This window comes from Streptomyces sp. NPDC055254 (genome assembly GCF_053606025.1).
Window position 1 is genome coordinate 89,552 of sequence record NZ_JBSGQV010000008.1, and the last position, 17,158, is coordinate 106,709.

Here is a 17,158-nt window from a genome sequence, read left to right on the forward strand (position 1 = left end):
CGAGCCTTTCAGCCCCGCGGGCGTTCGAGGCGCGGGCGCGGAGCGCCGTGGGGGTCCGGGGCGGAGCCCCGGGGAGCGGCGGTCAGAAGGCCGGGCGCTCCGGGTCCAGGGCGGCGCGGCCCTCCGCAGGAGACGAGGCTTCGGCGAACCGCCGCTGCGGAATCCGCCCCGCCCGCCGCGCCAGGCGCCCGGCCGACACGGCGTCCCGCATCGCCGCCGCCATCAGCACCGGCTCCTGCGCCCGCGTCACCGCCGAGGCCAGCAGCACCGCCGCGCACCCCAGTTCCATCGCCAGCGCCGCGTCGGACGCGGTGCCGGCCCCCGCGTCCATGATCACCGGCACCCCGGCCCGCTCCGTGATCAGCTCGAAGTTGTGCGGGTTGCGGATGCCCATGCCGGAACCGATCGGCGAGCCCAGCGGCATGATCGCCGCGCAGCCCACGTCCTCCAGCTTCCGCGCGAGCACCGGGTCGTCGTTGGTGTACGGGAGGACCGTGAAGCCCTCGTCCACCAGGGTCTCCGCCGCGTCGAGCAGCTCGACGCCGTCCGGCAGGAGGGTGCGCTCGTCCGCGACCACCTCCAGCTTGATCCAGTCGGTGCCGAGCGCCTCCCGCGCCAGCCGGGCCGTCAGGACGGCCTCGCCCGCGGTGAAGCAGCCCGCCGTGTTCGGCAGGACCGCGATGTCCAGCTTCGAGAGGACCGACAGCACGGAGCCCTGGACCGCCGGGTCCAGCCGGCGCATCGCCACCGTCGTCAACTCGGTGCCGGACGCGGCCAGTGCGCGTTCCAGCACGTCCAGGCTCGGGGCGCCGCCCGTGCCCATGATCAGGCGGGAGGAGAAGGTCCGGTCACCCAGGGTGAAGAGGTCGTCGGCCACGCCTCAGCCCCCCTGGACCGCGGTGAGGACCTCGACCCGGTCGCCGTCGCCGACCGGCGTGGCCGGCCACTGCCCGCGCGGGACCACGGTCTCGTTGAGCGCGGCCGCGACGCCCGACGGCGCCGCGGTCAGGGTGGCGACCACCGCGTCGAGGGTGGTGCCGGCCACGACCTCGCGCGGCTCGCCGTTGACGGAGATGGTCATGCGTACGACTCCTGACGTGCGGCGGAGAACCGGCGGGGGGTGAAGGGGCGCGCGATCTCCGGCAGTTCGCCGGTGGTCAGCAGCTCGCCCAGTACGTCGCCGGTGAGCGGGGTCAGCAGGACCCCGTTGCGGTAGTGCCCGGTGGCCAGGTGCAGGCCCGGCAGGTCGGTGGGGCCGAGCAGCGGGGCGTTGTCGGGCGAGCCCGGCCGCAGCCCGGCCCGGGTCTCGGTGAGCGGCAGTTCGGTGATGCCGGGGACCAGTTCGTGCGCGTCGCGCAGGAGTTCGTAGACCCCGCCCGCCGTGACCGTGGTGTCCCAGCCGAGTTCCTCGCTGGTGGCGCCGACGACGAGTTCGCCGTTCTCGCGCGGCACCAGGTAGACGTGGCTGCCGCGCACCACCGCCCGTACGGTCCGGGACAGGAACGGCGCGTACGCCGGGGGCACGGTGAGCCGCAGCACCTGGCCCTTGACCGGCCGTACGGGGGCGGCCACCTCCGGCGGTACGCCCGCCAGTCGGCCGCTGAGGGAGCCGGCCGCCAGGACCACCTGGCCCGCGCGCAGCTCCGTACCGTCGTTGAGCAGGGCGCCGCCCGCGCGGTCGGCGGTGACGAGCAGCCGTTCCGCCGTGGCCCGGTGGATGGTCACGCCGGACCGCTCGCAGGCGGCGAGCAGGGCGGCCGCGAGCCGGCGCGGGTCCACCTGGTGGTCGCCGTCGACGCGCAGGCCGCCACGTACGCCCGGGGCCAGCATCGGCTCCAGGCGGCGGCACTCGCGGCCGGTGAGCCACTCGGACTCCAGGCCGCAGCGGCGCTGGAGGGCGTGCAGTTCGCGCAGGTGGAGCCGGTCGTCGGAGTCCAGGGCCACGGCGAGGGTGCCGCAGGCCCGGTAGCCGATGTCCACGCCGCCGCTCGCGTCGGCGAGCTCGGCGGCGAATTCCGGGTAGCGGGCGGCGGAGGCGACGCCGAGCCCCAGCAGGGCCTCCTCGCCGTAGTGCAGTTCGGTGACGGGGGCGAGCATGCCGGCCGCGACCTGGGCGGCGCCGCCGCCGGGGGCCGGGTCGGCCAGTACGGTGCGCAGCCCGTGCCGGGCCGCCCGCCACGCGGTGACGAGTCCGATGATCCCGCCCCCGATGACGAGGACGTCGGACCCTGTCCTTCGAGATGAGTGCATGGGCGTCCAGCCCCTCCCTTCGCCGGCATGACCCGGATCAGGTTCGTACGGTCGGAGGCCGTCCAGCCTCCCTCTCAGCCCGGTGCGCCCGGACTCCCGCGATAGGTACGGGAGCCAGACTAACCCCGGCGCGGACCGCCGGTAAGCGGCTCCTGTTCCTGACGAATCGTCAGGTGATTAGGCTGGCGGGCGTGAGCGAGCAGACGGAACAGACTCAGCACGGCGTCGTGATCGTCGGCGCCGGAATGGCCGGGGTGCAGACCGCGGTCGCCCTGCGGGAGCAGGGATTCACCGGCCCCGTGACCCTCCTGGGCGCCGAACCCCACCAGCCCTACGACCGCCCCCCGCTGTCCAAGGCGGTGCTGCTCGGCAAGGCCGAGGACTCCGCCTTCGACGTGGACTTCGAGGGGCTCGGCATCGGGCTCCGGCTCGGGACGGAGGTCACCGGGCTGCGGGCCGACGACCGCGAACTGGACACCGAGGCGGGCCCGGTCCCGTACGGGGTCCTCGTCCTGGCCACCGGCGCGCGGCCGCTGACCCTCCCCGGCACCGAGGGCGTCCCCGGCGTGCACCTGCTGCGCACGCTGGACGACGCCGCGCGGCTGCGACCGGTCCTGGCGGCGGCGTCCCGTGCGGTGGTCGTCGGGGCGGGCTGGATCGGCGCCGAGTTCGCGACCGCCGCCCGGGAGGCGGGCTGCGCGGTGACCGTGGTGGAGGCGGCCGACCGGGTGCTGGCGGGGGCGCTGCCCGCCGAGGTCGCCGCGCCGATGGCGCGCTGGTACGCGCAGGCCGGCGCCGAACTCCTCACCGGGGTGAAGGTCGCCGGGATCGACGAGGGCCGGGTCCTGCTCGCGGACGGACGCGCGCTGGAGGCCGGCGCGGTGGTGGTCGGCATCGGCGCCCGCCCCGCCACCGACTGGCTCCGCGGGAGCGGCGTGGAGCTGGGCGCCGACGGCTCGATCACCGCCGACGCCTGGCTGCGGACCTCCCTGCCCGGGGTGTACGCGGTGGGCGACTGCGCCTCCTTCCCGTCCGCGCGCTACGGCGCCCGGCTGCTCGTGCACCACTGGGACAACGCCCTCCAGGGCCCCCGAACGGTCGCCGCGAACATCCTGGCGGGGGAGCCGTCCGCCGCCTACGACCCCGTGCCGTACTTCTGGTCGGAGCAGTTCGGGCGCTTCGTGCAGTACGCCGGGCACCACGCGGGCGCCGACACCCTGCTGTGGCGCGGCGATCCCGCCGGTCCCGCCTGGTCGGTGTGCTGGCTGCGCGACGGGGCCCTCGTGGCGGTGCTGGCCGTGGGCCGCCCCCGGGATCTGGCGCAGGGCCGCAAGCTCATCGAGACGGCGGTCCCCCTCGACCCGGCGAAGGCGGCGGACCCCGCGATCCCGCTGAAATCGGCCACCGCCTGACGGTCCGGCGGGGCCGGCGGACCCGGCCCCGCCGGGGCCCCGCGACCCGGACGGGGCCGCTCAGGTACCGGCCGCCGAGCCGAGATGGCAGGCTTGTGCCTGTGACCGAGATTGACGCAAAGATCGATTCCCTCGTCCCCGACTGGCTGTACCTCCCCGACATCGCGGAGATGCTCCACATCGAGGTGACCCGGGTCCGCCAGATGGTCAAGGAAGGGCAGCTGATCGCCGTACGCCGGGGCGAGAACCGCGCCCTGCAGGTACCGGCCCCCTTCATCGACGGCGACAAGGTCGTCAAGGGCCTCGTCGGCCTGCTGACCGTGCTGCGCGACGACGGCTTCTCCGACGAGGAGATCCTGGAGTGGCTCTTCACGGCGGACCCCTCCCTGCCCGGCACCCCCGCCGAGGCGCTGAGCGAGAATCGCGGCACGGAGGTGAAGCGCCGCGCTCAGGCGCTCGCCCTGTGACCTGATCCGCAATCCGCTCCACCGCGGTGCACGGGCCCCGAGGGCCCGTGCACCGCGCCATCACGGGGGGTACACCCATGCAGCTGTCCGACGCCCGGCTCTACCTCTGTACGGACGCCCGCAAGCGGCAGGGCGACCTCTCCGAATTCCTCGACGCCGTCCTGGCCGGCGGAGTGGACATCGTCCAGCTCCGCGACAAGGGCATGGAAGCCGGCGAAGAGCTCGAACACCTCCAGGTGTTCGCCGAGGCCGCGCGCCGGCACGGCAAGCTGCTGGCCGTGAACGACCGCGCCGACGTCGCCCACGCCATCCGCTCCGACGTCCTGCACCTGGGCCAGGGCGACATCCCCGTCCCCGCCGCCCGCGCCGTCCTCGGCGAGCGGGTGGTCATCGGCCGCTCCTGCCACGCGGAGGCCGAGGTCGACGCCGCCGCCGCCGAGCCCGGCGTGGACTACTTCTGCACCGGGCCCTGCTGGCCCACCCCCACCAAGCCCGGCCGCTTCGCCCCCGGCCTCGGACTCGTCCGGTACGCGGCCTCCCTGGAGCAGGACCGGCCCTGGTTCGCCATCGGCGGCATCGACCGGACGAACCTGGACGAGGTGCTCGACGCCGGCGCCACCCGCGTGGTCGTCGTACGGGCGCTCACCGAGGCCACCGACCCCGGCGCCGTCGCCGCCGAACTGGCGAAGCGCGTCCGGGCCCGGCTCGCCTAGACGATTCCGCGCCACCCAGGTGTCCAAAAACCTGTCCAAAAGGCGGACAGTGCTTCGGGGACCGCCGAGCCGCGTCTAACCTGCCCGTATGGCCTTTGGTACCGCTTCCACCTGGTCGGACCGTGCACACACGGTCCGAGACCTCCTCGCGTCCGGCCGCTCCTACTCCTTCGAGTTCTGGGCGCCGAAGACGGAGAAGGGTGAGCGCAACCTCTGGAACGCGCTGCGCCGGGTCGAGGCGGTGGCCCCCAGCTTCGTCTCCGTGACCTACGGAGCCGGCGGCTCCACCCGCGGCGGCACCGTACGCGCCACCCAGCAGATCGCCGCGGACACCACCCTGACCCCCGTCGCGCACCTCACCGCCGTCGACCACTCGATCGCCCAGCTGCGCAACGTCATCGGGCAGTTCGCCGACGCCGGCATCCGCAACATGCTCGTCGTGCGCGGAGACCCGCCGGGCGACCCCATGGGCGAGTGGGTGCCCCACCCCGAGGGCGTCCACTACGCCGCCGACCTGGTCCGGTTGGTCAAGGAGTCCGGCGACTTCTGCGTCGGCGTCGCCGCCTTCCCCGAGATGCACCCCCGCTCCACGGACTGGGATACGGACATCCGGCACTTCGTGGACAAGTGTCGTGCGGGCGCCGACTATGCGATCACGCAGATGTTCTTCGATCCGGAGAATTATCTGCGTCTGCGCGACAGCGTCGAGAAGGCGGGCTGCGAGACCCCGATCATCCCCGAGGTCATGCCTGTTGTGGCCGTCAGACAGCTCGACCGGTTGCCCCAACTCAGCAACGCGCTCTTCCCCGCGGACGTGAAAGAGCGCATGCTCGCCGTCAAGGACGATCCCGCCGCTGTACGCTCCATTGGCATCGAGTTCGCCACGGAGTTCTGCGCGCGGCTGCTGTCCGAGGGTGTCCCGGGGCTGCACTTCATCACGCTGAACAATTCCACGGCGACTCTCGAAATCTACGAGAACCTGGGCCTGCACCAGCGGGCCTGACGGCCACCCCCCGTTCCCGTGCGGGCGGCCGTACCGAGAGGGGCCATGCGTGGGAATGACGGTCCTCTACATCGCGTTCGGCTTCGTCGCGCTGTGGCTGCTTGCCGAGGTCCTGATGCAGTACAAGGCCCGGCTCCGCTGGCGCCTGCTCGCGTTCACCGGTTTCCTCGGCGTGGTCGCCGGGGTGCTGCTGCCGTCGGTGCCGGTCATCGGCGCCGGCGCGGCAGCGTTCGCCGTGGGCCAGATCCTGGTGACGCTCTCCTTCCGCAAGGGCTTCGTGGCCGGTTGGGCACTGCGCCGGGGCGGTGAGCCCGTACGGAAGTCCGGACGCCGCCGCTCCGCGGGCACCGCCCGGCCCGAGGCCGCGCTGCGCGTGACCGCGCTGGAGTACGGCCCGGAGGAGACCGGCGAGACCCCGCCGGAGACCGGGGGACGCGACGCCGGACGGCGCCGGCGGGCCGCGGAGGCCCAGGACGTCTACCGCCCGGAGCCGGTGCCCGAGGACACCGGTTCCTACGGGATACAGAGCTTCGCGCCCGCCCCCGGGGCCGACGCGACCGCCGCCTTCGCCTCGCCGTACACCACGGCCGAGCAGGACGCGCACCAGTACGCCGCCTACTACGACCCGCAGCCCCAGGGCGGCTACGACTACTCCGGCGGGTACCCGGCGGGCGACCAGCAGGTCTACGCCGCCTACTCGGACCCGTACATCGGCACCGTCGGCGGGGTCCCGCCGCAGCAGTCGTACGACTACACGCCCTACACCGACTACGGGCAGCAGTACTCCACGGACACCCCGCCCGGCGGCGTCTGGGTCCCGCAGCAGCGCGACGTGGCCCAGCCCTACCCGGCGGAAGAGCAGCCCGACGGCCAGCAGCAGCCCTACCCGTACCCCTACCCCAGCGCTCCCGGCTACCCGGGGGAGAACCCGTCGGGCGAGTACGGGCAGTACCGGTACTGAGCCCCCGACGGGCGCCGGGCCGCCGTCACTGCGAGCCGCGGAAGCCCGCGCCCTCCACGATCAGTCCCGTCACCAGGGCGCCGGTCATTCCGGCGTGCGCCAGCCCGCCGCCGGGGTGCGCCCAGCCGCCCGCCAGGTAGAGCCCCGGCAGGGCCGTGGTGTTGGCGGGGTACAGCAGCCGGCCGCCGGCCCCGGCGAGGGCCGGCGGGGGCACCGAGCCGCCCACCGCACCGGTCGCGGCCTCCACGTCGGCCGGGGTGCGCACCTCGTGCCACCGCAGCCGCGCGCGCAGGCCGGGCACGGCCCGCTCCGCCAGGTCCAGCAGCTCTTCGGGCGCGGGGGTCCCGGCGCCGCCCGCCGGATCGCACACGGCGCTCACGGTGACCGCCTCGTGGTCGGCATCGGGCCGCGTGCCGGGGTCGTCGGGCCGCAGGACGGTGACGACCCGGCCGGGGGAGTGGACCAGGGTGCGGTGGACGGTCCCGGCCGGCCGGGACCCGCGCAGCGCCAGCAGGAGCGTGAGCCGGCTGGGCACCCCCGCCCCGCGGGCCGGAGCCGCGTCCGGGAGCCACGGCAGGGCCCCGGCCGGCAGCAACCTGGGATCGATCCCGCAGACGACGGAGTCGGCGGCCACCTCGGCGCCGTCGGCCAGCAGCAGTCCGGCCGCCCGCCCGGCGCGCGTCAGGACCTCCCGGACCTCCGCCCCGAAGACGAACTCCACCTTCCGCTCCCGGCAGCGCTCGTACACGGCCGTGGCCAGGGCCCGCATCCCGCCGCGCACGTACCAACTGCCGAAGGTCTGCTCCATGTACGGCAGGACGGCCGCCGAGGCGGGGGCGGTGGCGGGGTCGATCCCGTACGCGCCCACCAGGCCCGTCAGGAGCTCGCCGAGCCCGCCGCCCAGCTCCCGGGCGGCCACCTCGGCCAGGGTCGGCGGCCGGCGGCGCAGCAGACCGCTCCGGCGCAGCGCGGGATACGGGTCCGCGGCCAGGGCCCGCCGGCCGTCGGCGGGCAGCGGCTCCTCCAGCAGCGGGCGGCGGGTGGCGTCCCAGGTGTCCCGGGCGCGGCCGAGCACATCGTTCCAGCGCTCCCCGGAGCCGGGACCGAAGGCCTCGTCGAGGGCGGCGGCGACACCGCCGCGGGAGGCGCCCGGGAGGCAGACGTCGGCGCCGCGGGCGGGCAGGACGTGCCGGACCGCCGGATCCACCTGGACCGTCTCGACGCAGTCCTCAAGGGGGCGCTTGCCGGTCTTCACGAACAGGTCGCGGTAGACGGCGGGCAGGTGCAGCAGGCCGGGGCCGGTGTCGAAGGCGAAGCCCTCGCGCTCGTACCGGCCGACGGACCCGCCGTAGGTGGACCCGCGTTCGTACACCGTCACCCGGTGGCCTGCCACGGCCAGTCGGGCCGCCGTCGCCATCGCGCCCATCCCGGCGCCGATCACCGCAATTCGTGCCATGCGGCTGAGCCTATCGAGCGGCGCGGGCCCGGCTCAGCGGGGTGGGGCCCCGGTCGCCGCACGGACCTCCGCGGCGATCCGCTTCTCCTCGCGGCGCCGGGCCCGGCGCCGCAGGTAGCGGCGGATCCGGGTCCAGAGGAAAATGATCAGGGCCAGTCCGGCGGCCAGCAGGACCGCCGCGATGACCGCGGCGGCCTCCGGGTTGAACATGGCGAAGGTGAGGAGGCCGGCCACGCCCAGGTCCTCGGCGATGCTCATGCCGATGTTGGTGAAGGGCTCGGGCGAGGTGTTGATCGCCATCCGGGTGCCGGCCTTGACGAAATGACTGGCCAGCGCCGTGGTTCCGCCGACCGCGCCGGCGGCGATGTCGGAGAGGGAGCCGCTCTGCCCGGCCAGCAGGGCGCCGACCACGGCACCCGAGACCGGGCGGATCACGGTGTGCACCGAATCCCATACCGAGTCCACGTAGGGGATCTTGTCGGCGACGACCTCGCACAGGAAGAGCACACCCGCGACGATCATCACGTCCGGGCGTTGCAGCGAGGCGGGGACCTCGTCGGTCAGGCCGGTCGCGCCGAAGACGCCGAGCAGGAGGATCACGGCGTAGGCGTTGATCCCACTGGCCCAGCCGCTGGTGAAGACCAGGGGGAGCACACTCACCTGATCATCATGCCGCAGAACCGGCGGATCCGGCAGACGGCCGACACGGCGGACCGTGCCGCCGGCGCGGAGCGGGCGGGAACGGCGAGGGGACGGCCGCCCGGCGGCCATCCCCCTGTTCACATCGTGCTCGGGGCCTACTGCCCCTGGTCGTCACGGCGGCGCTGCCACCGATCCTCGATGCGGTTCATCATCGACCGACGCTGCCGGTTGTGGCCGCGGGTCGAACCACCGGTACTGCCGGAGACGGGCTGCTCACCGGGCTTGGGTGCTTTGCGCCAACCGGTGACCACGAGGACCGTACAGCCCAGCATGACGAGGAATCCCACCACGCTGACCCAGAGTACGTTCGGAACGATCACGCCGGTCATGAGGAGCGCAATACCCACCAGAATGCCTGCGACTGCCTGGTAGACCCGTCGCCGGGTGTACGTGCGCAGTCCGCTTCCCTCAAGCGCTGTCGCGAACTTGGGATCTTCGGCGTACAGCGCTCGCTCCATCTGCTCGAGCATGCGCTGCTCGTGCTCCGAGAGCGGCACGGGAGTCCTCCTCATCCGTCGGTCGCGGGGGGTAGCGACCAGGGGTCCCCTTCAGGATAGGCGGGGAATCGCCCCCGTGATACCCGCCCTCTACGCCACGTTGTGAAAAAAGCACAGCCTGCGCACCGCGCAGCCTGCACGACCACTGCTCGAACCGTACCGCCGCGGGAGCGGTCACTGAGGCGGTTATTCCCCGGTGGTCCGTCGCGCATGCCGGTCACTGCCCCCGATCATACGGGGCGCGGGGCCGGATCGTAGGGTGTGCGGCCGACCGCATCAGGCCAAGATCGCAGATCAGGCCCGCTTCTCGCCCAGCACGTGCAACTGCGTGGCGACCGCGTGGAAGGCGGGCAGCTCCGCCGCGGCCTCCTCCAGCCGCAGCAGTGCCTCCACCGCGCCCGGCTCCGTGTCCACCAGGACGCCCGGGACCAGGTCGGCGAAGATCCGTACGCCGTGCACCGAGCCGACCGTCAGGCCGGCCCCGCCGACCAGTTCGGAGAGCTGTTCGGCGGTGAAGCGGCGGGGCACCGGGTCACCCGAGCCCCATCGTCCGGCCGGGTCGGTGAGGGCGGTACGGGCCTCGGTGAAGTGCCCGGCCAGCGCGCGGGCGAGCACGGCTCCGCCGAGGCCCGCGCCGAGCAGGCTGAGCGTGCCCCCGGGGCGAAGCGCCGCCACCGCGTTGGCCACGCCCTCGGCCGGGTCGTCCACGTACTCCAGCACGCCGTGGCACAGCACCACGTCGTACGCCTCCCGCTCGACGACGTCCAGCAGGCCCTGGGCGTCACCCTGGACACCGCGCACCAGATCGGACACGCCGGCCTCGGCGACCCGGCGCTCCAGTCCGAACAGCGCGTTCGGGCTGGGGTCGACCACGGTGACGCGGTGGCCCAGGCGGGCGACCGGCACCGCGAACTTGCCGGTGCCGCCGCCGGTGTCGAGCACGTCCAGGACATCCCGCCCGGTCGCCTTCACCCGGCGGTCGAGGGCCTCCTCAAGGACCTCCCACACCACGGCGGTGCGGAGGGAGGCACGGGGGCGGGAAGTGTCCGACACGGCTGGTGGCTCCTCGGCGCGGTAAGGGCGGGGGGTCCGCTGGTGGCGGACCGTGTCCCACCCTATTGCCTTCCGTCGCCGGGCAGCTCACCCCGCGTCGGGACGCTCCGTGGGCTCGGGGCGGGGCTGCGGCAAGGGCTGCGGGAGCGGTCGCACGTCGAGCATCCGCTCCACCAGGCGCAGGAACATCGAGGCGGCCCGCACCAGGTCGTCCGCGTCGCGGGGGCTCGCCGCGCCCGCTATCCCCGCCTCGGCCCGCGCCCGGCGCGCGGCGCCGGAGGCGAACAGCGCGCTCCACTCCGCCAGCTCCGGCGCTATCTCCGGGAGTACCTCCCAGGCGCTGCGGATCCGGGGCCGCCGCCGCGGGTTGGCCGGCTCCGGCCGGCCGCGCGCGGCGAGCACGGCCGCGGCGGTGCGCAGCGCGGCGAGGTGCGCGGTGGCGTACCGCTCGTGGGCCCGGGTCAGCCGGGCGGCCTCGGCCAGACCGGCCCGGGCCTTGGCGAGCAGGTCCACGGCGGCCGGTGGGGCCGACGACTTGCGCAGGACGGGGTGGACAGGGGACGGGGACGGTGTGGCCATGACGAACCTCCTGTCGATGCGTTCCCCCCATCGTGAGGGGCCCCACTGACAATCGCCCTGACCTGGGACTTCTCGGTCGTGACCGGGACAACTTCCCCCCTGTTGGTTCTCGATTGTGAACGCGCGCCAGCCGTCCAGGCTGGCCAGCGGCGGCATTCCGTCGATGTCCCGGCTCACTGGTCGCCCCCGTCCGCGAAGGGGTCGTAGAGGCCGAAGGGGACGATCTCCCCGTCGGCCGCCGCATCGACGGTGACGGGCTCTTCCTCGTCGTCCGTCTCCTCGATGGCAGGCAGGGCTTGCAGGGGAATCGGGAGACGGCGGGGCATGGCGGTCGCGGCTCGGGCCTTGGCGGTGGCCCGCCGATCGGGGCCGGGACCCTCCTCTGCGCGCTGGAGGATGCCCGCCAGGACCACGGCGACGGAGGATTCCTTGGTGGCGTCGACGCCCCGGGAGGCCGCGGCGTCCACCGCCTTCGCCCCGGCCGGGTGCAGTACCGCCGCGCAGATCGTCCGGGTCGCGATGTCGACGGCGATCGTCAGCTCGGCGCGGCCCAGCACGCCATCGTCCATGACGGCCATCACGTCCAGCGGCGTGGTGTCGATCTGCACCTGTTCGCCCGGCCGTGCCGCGACCGTCGCGGAGAACACCCCAGCCGGACGGTTGGCGGTCTGGCGGCGGGTGACGGCCGAGCCGAAGGTGTGCCGGCCCGCCGACAATGCGTCGACCAGCCGGTAGAACGTCGCCCGGCACGGCATCACCACCGCGTCCGTCCCGTACTCCTGATGCACGAACCGTTCGACCTGCCGCAGCATCCGGGCCTTGGTGCCCGTAGATGTGTTGGTCTGGGCCTCGATCGCCGCGATAGTGGCGTCCACCAGGCGGGAGTCAACATTCCCGGTCGGCTTCGGCCGTGGCGCGTACCGGCCGTCGACCAGACCCCACAGACCCTGTTCCCGGTAGCGGCGGCGCATCCGCTGGACCGTGCGCAGGCCCGCCCGCACCCCCGCCGCCTTCAGCTCAGCGGTCTTCGCCTTCTCCCGTGCGGCCAGCGAGCGGGACGCCGGGTCGTACTCCGGGCGCGGAACAGCCCCGGCCGGGGCGTCCGGCACCAGCCCGGTCTCCACCTCGATCAGGTGTCGTTCCCACCGGCAGGCCGCTTCGGCGGCCTCCTTCGGCAGCCCCTCCAACAGGCCCTGAGAGGTCAGTGGCGGCACGGGTGCCGAGCCGATCACCTCGAAATCGGCCGCCGCGAACAGGTAGGCCACCAGCACGGTGGACGGCTCACCAGCGGCGGACAGGAGCCGCACCGTGGTTCCGGCGATGGCCACCACCGTGTGTTCCAGACCGCCGAAGACCACACGGTCCCCGACATTCAGCAGCGGGCGGGCCCTCATGCCTCGTCCTCCCCGGCCAGCCGCACCACCGTGCGGTCACCCAGCACCACCGACAGGTCGCAGACCAGTCCTGGCGCCACATCAGGTGGAAGAGCACCGGCAGCACCGCGATCGGATCGCCTGCACTCTCGGCGCCCTCCATCAGCAGCCCTGGGGCGGCGAAGAACTCCCCCAGCCGCCCGGCGACTTCGGCGTTGAAGCAGCGCGGGTGGCGGTAGCCGGCCAACCAGCGCAGGTTCCCGGACTCCACCGGGTCCAGCTCGCCCCACAGGGCATAGCCCCAACCGATCTCCGCGCAGGCCGCTCGGTCGCCGCGAACTTCTCCAGATCGCGCGCCGGCCGCCTCTCCTCCGGCCGGGAGTCCACCAGCAGCACCGACCCGTCGGCCCGGCGTACGAAGTAGTCCGGCGCGTGCGAGACCGCCTTGCCCCGCGCGTTCTCCCAGAACAACCACAACGGCTGAGAGACCAGCGCGGACACCTGCGGATCGAAGTCCAACAGCATCGCGTGGTCGCGCTCCAACCACGACTCATGGCCGACGTGCGTACCCGCGGTCGCCGACCAGTACAGACCCGGATAGTTCCGCTGCCCTCGATACGAAGGGAACTCACGAACCGGCCGCCCGTCCTCGAACCGCACCCGCGCGGCCCTGGCCAACGGCACCCGGCGTTCCACCCCATCCGCTGCCATGTAGCTCACCTCGAAGCCCTCGACCCGGGCCGGCGCTGCACCGGAGACGATCGACACCCTGGTCACCGCAGTTCGCCTCCGCGCGGCGGGGCCGTCCATGCCATCGCCAACGCGAAACCCAGATCATCGAACCGGGCCCCCGGGAAGACGCTCCCGTAAAGGTCCCGGAACTGCTCACGGGACAAGTACCGGTCACTCAGCAAGTGCGCGAGCCACCGTCGGTTGTGCCAGAACCGCAGCTGGAACCATGCGTCGCGAAGCCCCACACGGCGAACCTCCCCGGGAAAGCCCCACACAGCGGGCCACGTGTACGCCTTTCGCGGCGGCGTGGGGTAGAGGTCACACACGTTGTCGATCAGCGCCACGCTGCCGCCGGGCCGCACCAGACTCCTCAAGCGCTCCAAGCCTGCGCGGTAGTCCTCAAGGTGGTGCAGCATCGTGTGGCTGTAGACCAGATCGAACCCGTCCTCGTCGTCCAGGTCGAACAAGTCCTTCACCACGTACCGCACGTTGGGGCGTGCCCGCTTGGCCTGCGCGATATCGATCAGCGGACCGCTCAGATCCAGCCCAACGACCTCCGTGAAGCCGTCCGCCAGAAACTCTGCGGCGTGCCCAGGACCACACCCGGCATCCAGAGCCCGCCCGCCCCTCAGGCCCAGACCGGCCAGCCAAGCGGTGTTCTGGCCTGGCAGCAGGCTCACGAAGCGGTCGTAGTCGAGAGCGAACCGGTCGAAGGACTGAGGATCAGCTATCTGCGTCATACCTCTCCCTACACGGCGCGGTCGGCAGAGCACGGCGGATCCGCCAGATCCTCGCCAGATCGGATGCGAACTCGCCACGACCATCGACAGGTCACGTGCGCATTCGCCAGGTCAGCCGAGAACCGACACCCCCGCTGCGCACCTGGTGCCGGTGCGGATGCTAGTTTTTGAACTGACCGGTCAGTTCAAAAGAAGGGGGACGGCGTGGACAGCCCGCACGGTGCGGCCGTCAAAGCCGAGGACTTCGGACTCAAGGGACCGCGCGGCTGGGTGTTCCGCGGTGTGGGCATCGACGCGGCGCCCGGCTCGCTCATCGCGGTCGAAGGCCCCTCCGGCAGCGGCCGCACCTGCCTGCTCCTGGCCCTCACCGGTCGGATGAAGGCCACCGAGGGGCACGCCGAGATCGGGCCCCACCGACTGCCCCGCAAGATGGCGGCGGTCCGCCGGAGCGCGGCCGTCGGCCCGATCTCCGGGGTCAACGAGCTCGACCAGTCCCTCACGGTCGCCGAGCAGCTGCGCGAGGGAGCCCTGCTCCAGCGCCGCTACGAGGCCCCGCTGCGGGCACTGCTGCGCCCCCGCGCCGAGCGGCGCGCAGCCGCCTCGGCCCGGATCGACGCCGCCCTGGCCGCCGCCGGGCTGGACCTGGCCGCGCTGCCCAAGGGTGGCCGCACCTCCGTGCGGGACCTGGAACGGCTGGAGGCCGTACGGCTGTCCGTGGCCATCGCGCTGCTGGGCTCGCCCTCGCTGCTCGCCCTCGACGACCTGGACCTCAAGCTCTCCGACGCCGAACGCGCCGAGGCCTGGGCGCTGCTCCGCTCGATCGCCGCGAAGGGCATCACCGTCCTCGCGGTGTGCAGCGAGGCACCGGACGACGTGACGGTCCTGCGCACGGTCGCGGCCGAACCGGCCGACGACGACACGGCCGATGACGCCGACGACGACACGGCTGACGACACCGCCAGTTCCGACGCCGAGACCACCGACGCCGAGACCACCGACGCCGAGGCCGACAGCGGCGACAGCGGCGACAGCGGCGACAGCGAGACCGCCGCCACCGACGACACCGACCACAACGACGACACCGACCACAACGACGACGCCGACGACGACACGAAGGGGGCGGACGATGCGCTCGCCGAAGCTGGCCGCGCTTGAGCTGAAGCGGTTCGGGCGGGGGAAACTGCCCCGGGCCGCTCTCGTCGCGCTGCTCCTCCTGCCGCTGCTCTACGGAGCCCTGTACCTCTGGTCCTTCTGGGACCCGTACAGCAGGCTCGACCGGGTGCCCGTCGCCCTCGTCAACGCCGACCGCGGCACCACCGTGGACGGCGAGCGCATCGACGCCGGCGGGGAGATCACCCGGAAGCTGCACGACAGCAAGACCTTCGAGTGGCACGAGGTGAGCGCCGAGAAGGCGGCGAAGGGACTGGAGGAGGGCGCGTACTACCTGACCCTCACCATGCCCGCGGACTTCAGCGAGAAGATCGCCTCCAGCTCCGGCGAGGACCCGACCACCGGGGCCCTCCAGGTCCGCACCAACGACGCCAACAACTACATCGTCGGCTCGATCTCCCGGACCGTCTTCGCCGAGGTCCGCTCCGCGGCCTCCACCAACGCCTCCCGGGGCTTCCTCGACAAGATCTTCGTCAACTTCTCCGACCTGCACGACAAGACCGCCGAGGCCGCGGACGGCGCCGACCGCCTCAAGCAGGGCGCCGACAAGGCCCAGCAGGGCGCCAAGGACCTCGCCGACGGCCTCGACACGGCCAAGGAGAAGACCGGCGAGCTCACCGGCGGGCTGCAGAAGCTCGACACGGCGGCCGGCAAGCTGAAGACCGGCACGCGCGACATCGCCGACGGCACCCAGCAGCTCGCCGACAAGGTCAACGGCGCCGCCGACAAGGCCCGCCCCTTCCTCAAGGACCCCAAGCAGCTCGCCGCCACCGCCGAACTGGTCGCCGACACCGCCAAGACCGTCAACAACCACTTCGACACGATCGCGCAGAAGGCCCCGGGCGCCGCCACCGCCGCCAAGCGGGCCGCCACCGGCGCGGACGCGTACTACACCCGGCACTGCGTCACCCCCGGCGTCGAGCCGCACCTGGCCTCCTGCCCCGACCTGAAGCGGGTCAAGGACGACGCGGCCGAGGCCGCCGAGCTCACCGGCGACGTCAGCACCCTGGTCAAGGGCGCGAACGGAGACCTCACCACCCTCAAGAAGCAGCTCGGCGACCTGGAGAAGCAGGCCCGCGACGTCGTCGACCGGGCCCCCGCCCTCACCGCCGACCTCGACGCCGCCGTCACCAAGGTCAACGCCCTCAACACCGGCGCCCACCAGGTCGCCACCGGGATGGCCCAGCTCCACAAGGGGCTCGGCTCCGCCTCCAGCGGCTCCGCCGGGATCAACGCGGGTGTCGGCAAGCTCGGCGACGGCGCGCACCGCCTCGACGGCGGCATGTACAAGCTCGTCGACGGCAGCGGCGAGCTCGCCGGCGGCCTGCACGAGGGCGCGGGCAAGATCCCGGACTACGACGCGCAGCAGCGCGACTCACGTACCGAGGTCATGGCCGACCCGGTGCGCCTCGCCAACCAGTCCCTGCACAAGGCGCCCAACTACGGCACCGGCTTCGCCCCGTACTTCATCCCGCTCTCCCTGTGGGTCGGCGCGATGGTCGCCTACATGCTGATCGCCCCGATGAACCGGCGGGCCCTGGCCGCCGGTGCCTCGCCCTGGCGGATCGCCCTCGCCGGCTGGCTGCCGGTGGCGGGCCTCGGCGCCGCGCAGGTGGGGCTGCTGATGGCCGTACTGCACTGGGGCCTCGGCCTGGAGATGGCCCGCCCGGCCCTCACCGTCGGTTTCCTGGTTCTGGTCACCGGCTGCTTCGCGGCGATCGTCCAGTGGCTCAACGCCAAGTTCGGCGCCGCCGGCCGGATCCTGGTGCTCGCCGTGCTGATGCTCCAGCTGACCTCCGCGGGCGGCACGTACCCCGTACAGACCAGTCCCGACTTCTTCAACGCCGTCCACCCGTACCTGCCGATGTCCTACGTGGTGGAGAGCCTGCGCCGGCTCATCACCGGCGGCGACCTCACCCCCGTCTGGCAGGGCGGCGCGGTCCTGCTGGCCTTCACCGCGGGCGCCCTCGCCCTCACCGCGCTCGCCGCCCGCGGCAAGCAGGTGTGGACGTTGGACCGGCTGCACCCGGAACTGAGCCTGTAAGAGCCG

Annotated in this window: 18 protein-coding genes and 1 riboswitch; of the genes, 7 read left to right on the forward strand and 11 right to left on the reverse strand. The window is 73.2% G+C overall.

Annotation, left to right across the window (positions count from 1 at the left end):
* Positions 1-82: 82 nt before the first annotated feature.
* The 3 genes from ACWFQ8_RS11290 to thiO all read right to left on the reverse strand — a co-directional run bounded on the left by ACWFQ8_RS11290 (position 83) and on the right by thiO (position 2,250).
* Complete coding sequence (locus ACWFQ8_RS11290; protein WP_453785930.1) at positions 83-877, reverse strand: thiazole synthase; 795 nt, start codon at positions 875-877, stop codon at positions 83-85.
* 3 nt (positions 878-880) lie between these two features.
* A complete protein-coding gene (gene thiS / locus ACWFQ8_RS11295; RefSeq protein WP_453785931.1) occupies positions 881-1,081 on the reverse strand; it encodes a sulfur carrier protein ThiS in 201 nt (66 codons plus the stop codon).
* Positions 1,078-2,250, reverse strand: a complete 1,173-nt coding sequence (thiO, locus tag ACWFQ8_RS11300) for a glycine oxidase ThiO (protein ID WP_453785932.1) — start codon at positions 2,248-2,250, stop codon at positions 1,078-1,080. The genes thiS and thiO overlap by 4 nt, the downstream gene beginning before the upstream one ends.
* Positions 2,248-2,360: riboswitch (TPP riboswitch) on the reverse strand. Its footprint overlaps the gene before it by 3 nt.
* An 81-nt stretch (positions 2,361-2,441) precedes the next feature.
* Between thiO and ACWFQ8_RS11305 the strand changes: the two genes are divergently transcribed.
* The 5 genes from ACWFQ8_RS11305 to ACWFQ8_RS11325 all read left to right on the forward strand — a co-directional run bounded on the left by ACWFQ8_RS11305 (position 2,442) and on the right by ACWFQ8_RS11325 (position 6,806).
* Entirely contained in the window at positions 2,442-3,662 is a 1,221-nt protein-coding gene (locus ACWFQ8_RS11305) for an NAD(P)/FAD-dependent oxidoreductase (protein ID WP_453785933.1), read from the forward strand.
* A 101-nt stretch (positions 3,663-3,763) separates the two neighbouring features.
* Positions 3,764-4,129, forward strand: a complete 366-nt coding sequence (locus tag ACWFQ8_RS11310; protein WP_453785934.1) for an Rv2175c family DNA-binding protein — start codon at positions 3,764-3,766, stop codon at positions 4,127-4,129.
* A gap of 77 nt (positions 4,130-4,206) precedes the next feature.
* Positions 4,207-4,842, forward strand: a complete 636-nt coding sequence (gene thiE, locus ACWFQ8_RS11315; RefSeq protein ID WP_453785935.1) for a thiamine phosphate synthase — start codon at positions 4,207-4,209, stop codon at positions 4,840-4,842.
* 88 nt (positions 4,843-4,930) lie between these two features.
* The gene (gene metF, locus ACWFQ8_RS11320) at positions 4,931-5,845 is read left to right on the forward strand and encodes a methylenetetrahydrofolate reductase [NAD(P)H] (RefSeq protein WP_453785936.1); all 915 of its coding nucleotides are present in this window, start codon (positions 4,931-4,933) and stop codon (positions 5,843-5,845) included.
* A gap of 49 nt (positions 5,846-5,894) precedes the next feature.
* On the forward strand, positions 5,895-6,806 hold the full coding sequence (locus ACWFQ8_RS11325) for a hypothetical protein (protein WP_453785937.1): 912 nt from the start codon (positions 5,895-5,897) through the stop codon (positions 6,804-6,806).
* Between the two features lie 25 nt (positions 6,807-6,831).
* Here ACWFQ8_RS11325 and ACWFQ8_RS11330 read toward each other — a convergent pair whose 3' ends face one another.
* From ACWFQ8_RS11330 to ACWFQ8_RS11365, 8 genes are all read right to left on the reverse strand, one after another.
* Positions 6,832-8,262, reverse strand: coding sequence for a phytoene desaturase family protein (locus ACWFQ8_RS11330; RefSeq protein WP_453785938.1), 1,431 nt, complete (start codon positions 8,260-8,262; stop codon positions 6,832-6,834).
* Between the two features lie 33 nt (positions 8,263-8,295).
* Complete coding sequence (locus tag ACWFQ8_RS11335) at positions 8,296-8,922, reverse strand: DUF4126 domain-containing protein (RefSeq protein WP_453785939.1); 627 nt, start codon at positions 8,920-8,922, stop codon at positions 8,296-8,298.
* 137 nt (positions 8,923-9,059) lie between these two features.
* Positions 9,060-9,461 carry a DUF3040 domain-containing protein gene (locus ACWFQ8_RS11340; RefSeq protein WP_453785940.1) on the reverse strand — a complete coding sequence of 134 codons (402 nt, stop codon included), beginning with the start codon at positions 9,459-9,461 and terminating at the stop codon, positions 9,060-9,062.
* Between the two features lie 294 nt (positions 9,462-9,755).
* Complete coding sequence (locus ACWFQ8_RS11345) at positions 9,756-10,514, reverse strand: class I SAM-dependent methyltransferase (RefSeq protein ID WP_453785941.1); 759 nt, start codon at positions 10,512-10,514, stop codon at positions 9,756-9,758.
* Between the two features lie 87 nt (positions 10,515-10,601).
* Complete coding sequence (locus tag ACWFQ8_RS11350) at positions 10,602-11,093, reverse strand: SAV_6107 family HEPN domain-containing protein (RefSeq protein ID WP_453785942.1); 492 nt, start codon at positions 11,091-11,093, stop codon at positions 10,602-10,604.
* Positions 11,094-11,266: 173 nt separating this feature from the next.
* Entirely contained in the window at positions 11,267-12,487 is a 1,221-nt protein-coding gene (locus ACWFQ8_RS11355) for a hypothetical protein (RefSeq protein ID WP_453785943.1), read from the reverse strand.
* 141 nt (positions 12,488-12,628) lie between these two features.
* Positions 12,629-13,234: a TnsA-like heteromeric transposase endonuclease subunit gene (locus tag ACWFQ8_RS11360; RefSeq protein ID WP_453785944.1), complete on the reverse strand. Its 606-nt coding sequence runs from the start codon at positions 13,232-13,234 to the stop codon at positions 12,629-12,631.
* 5 nt (positions 13,235-13,239) lie between these two features.
* Positions 13,240-13,938, reverse strand: a complete 699-nt coding sequence (locus ACWFQ8_RS11365; RefSeq protein WP_453785945.1) for a class I SAM-dependent methyltransferase — start codon at positions 13,936-13,938, stop codon at positions 13,240-13,242.
* 204 nt (positions 13,939-14,142) lie between these two features.
* On the opposite strand from ACWFQ8_RS11365, the gene ACWFQ8_RS11370 reads away from it, so the two are divergent.
* Together ACWFQ8_RS11370 and ACWFQ8_RS11375 are read left to right on the forward strand one after the other, a co-directional pair.
* Positions 14,143-15,093, forward strand: a complete 951-nt coding sequence (locus ACWFQ8_RS11370; protein WP_453785946.1) for an ATP-binding cassette domain-containing protein — start codon at positions 14,143-14,145, stop codon at positions 15,091-15,093.
* The gene (locus ACWFQ8_RS11375; protein ID WP_453785947.1) at positions 15,065-17,152 is read left to right on the forward strand and encodes a YhgE/Pip family protein; all 2,088 of its coding nucleotides are present in this window, start codon (positions 15,065-15,067) and stop codon (positions 17,150-17,152) included. Before ACWFQ8_RS11370 ends, ACWFQ8_RS11375 begins: the two co-directional genes overlap by 29 nt.
* The last annotated feature ends 6 nt before the right edge of the window (positions 17,153-17,158 follow it).

What these genes read in the sequence shown, in the direction of transcription:
- thiS (WP_453785931.1), bottom strand. Translation starts at nt 1,081, where the DNA reads ATGACCATCTCCGTCAACGGCGAGCCGCGCGAGGTCGTGGCCGGCACC.
- thiO (WP_453785932.1), bottom strand. Translation starts at nt 2,250, where the DNA reads ATGCACTCATCTCGAAGGACAGGGTCCGACGTCCTCGTCATCGGGGGC.
- thiE (WP_453785935.1), top strand. Translation starts at nt 4,207, where the DNA reads ATGCAGCTGTCCGACGCCCGGCTCTACCTCTGTACGGACGCCCGCAAG.
- metF (WP_453785936.1), top strand. Translation starts at nt 4,931, where the DNA reads ATGGCCTTTGGTACCGCTTCCACCTGGTCGGACCGTGCACACACGGTC.
- ACWFQ8_RS11330 (WP_453785938.1), bottom strand. Translation starts at nt 8,262, where the DNA reads ATGGCACGAATTGCGGTGATCGGCGCCGGGATGGGCGCGATGGCGACG.
- ACWFQ8_RS11350 (WP_453785942.1), bottom strand. Translation starts at nt 11,093, where the DNA reads ATGGCCACACCGTCCCCGTCCCCTGTCCACCCCGTCCTGCGCAAGTCG.
- ACWFQ8_RS11355 (WP_453785943.1), bottom strand. Translation starts at nt 12,487, where the DNA reads ATGAGGGCCCGCCCGCTGCTGAATGTCGGGGACCGTGTGGTCTTCGGC.
- ACWFQ8_RS11365 (WP_453785945.1), bottom strand. Translation starts at nt 13,938, where the DNA reads ATGACGCAGATAGCTGATCCTCAGTCCTTCGACCGGTTCGCTCTCGAC.
- ACWFQ8_RS11375 (WP_453785947.1), top strand. Translation starts at nt 15,065, where the DNA reads ATGCGCTCGCCGAAGCTGGCCGCGCTTGAGCTGAAGCGGTTCGGGCGG.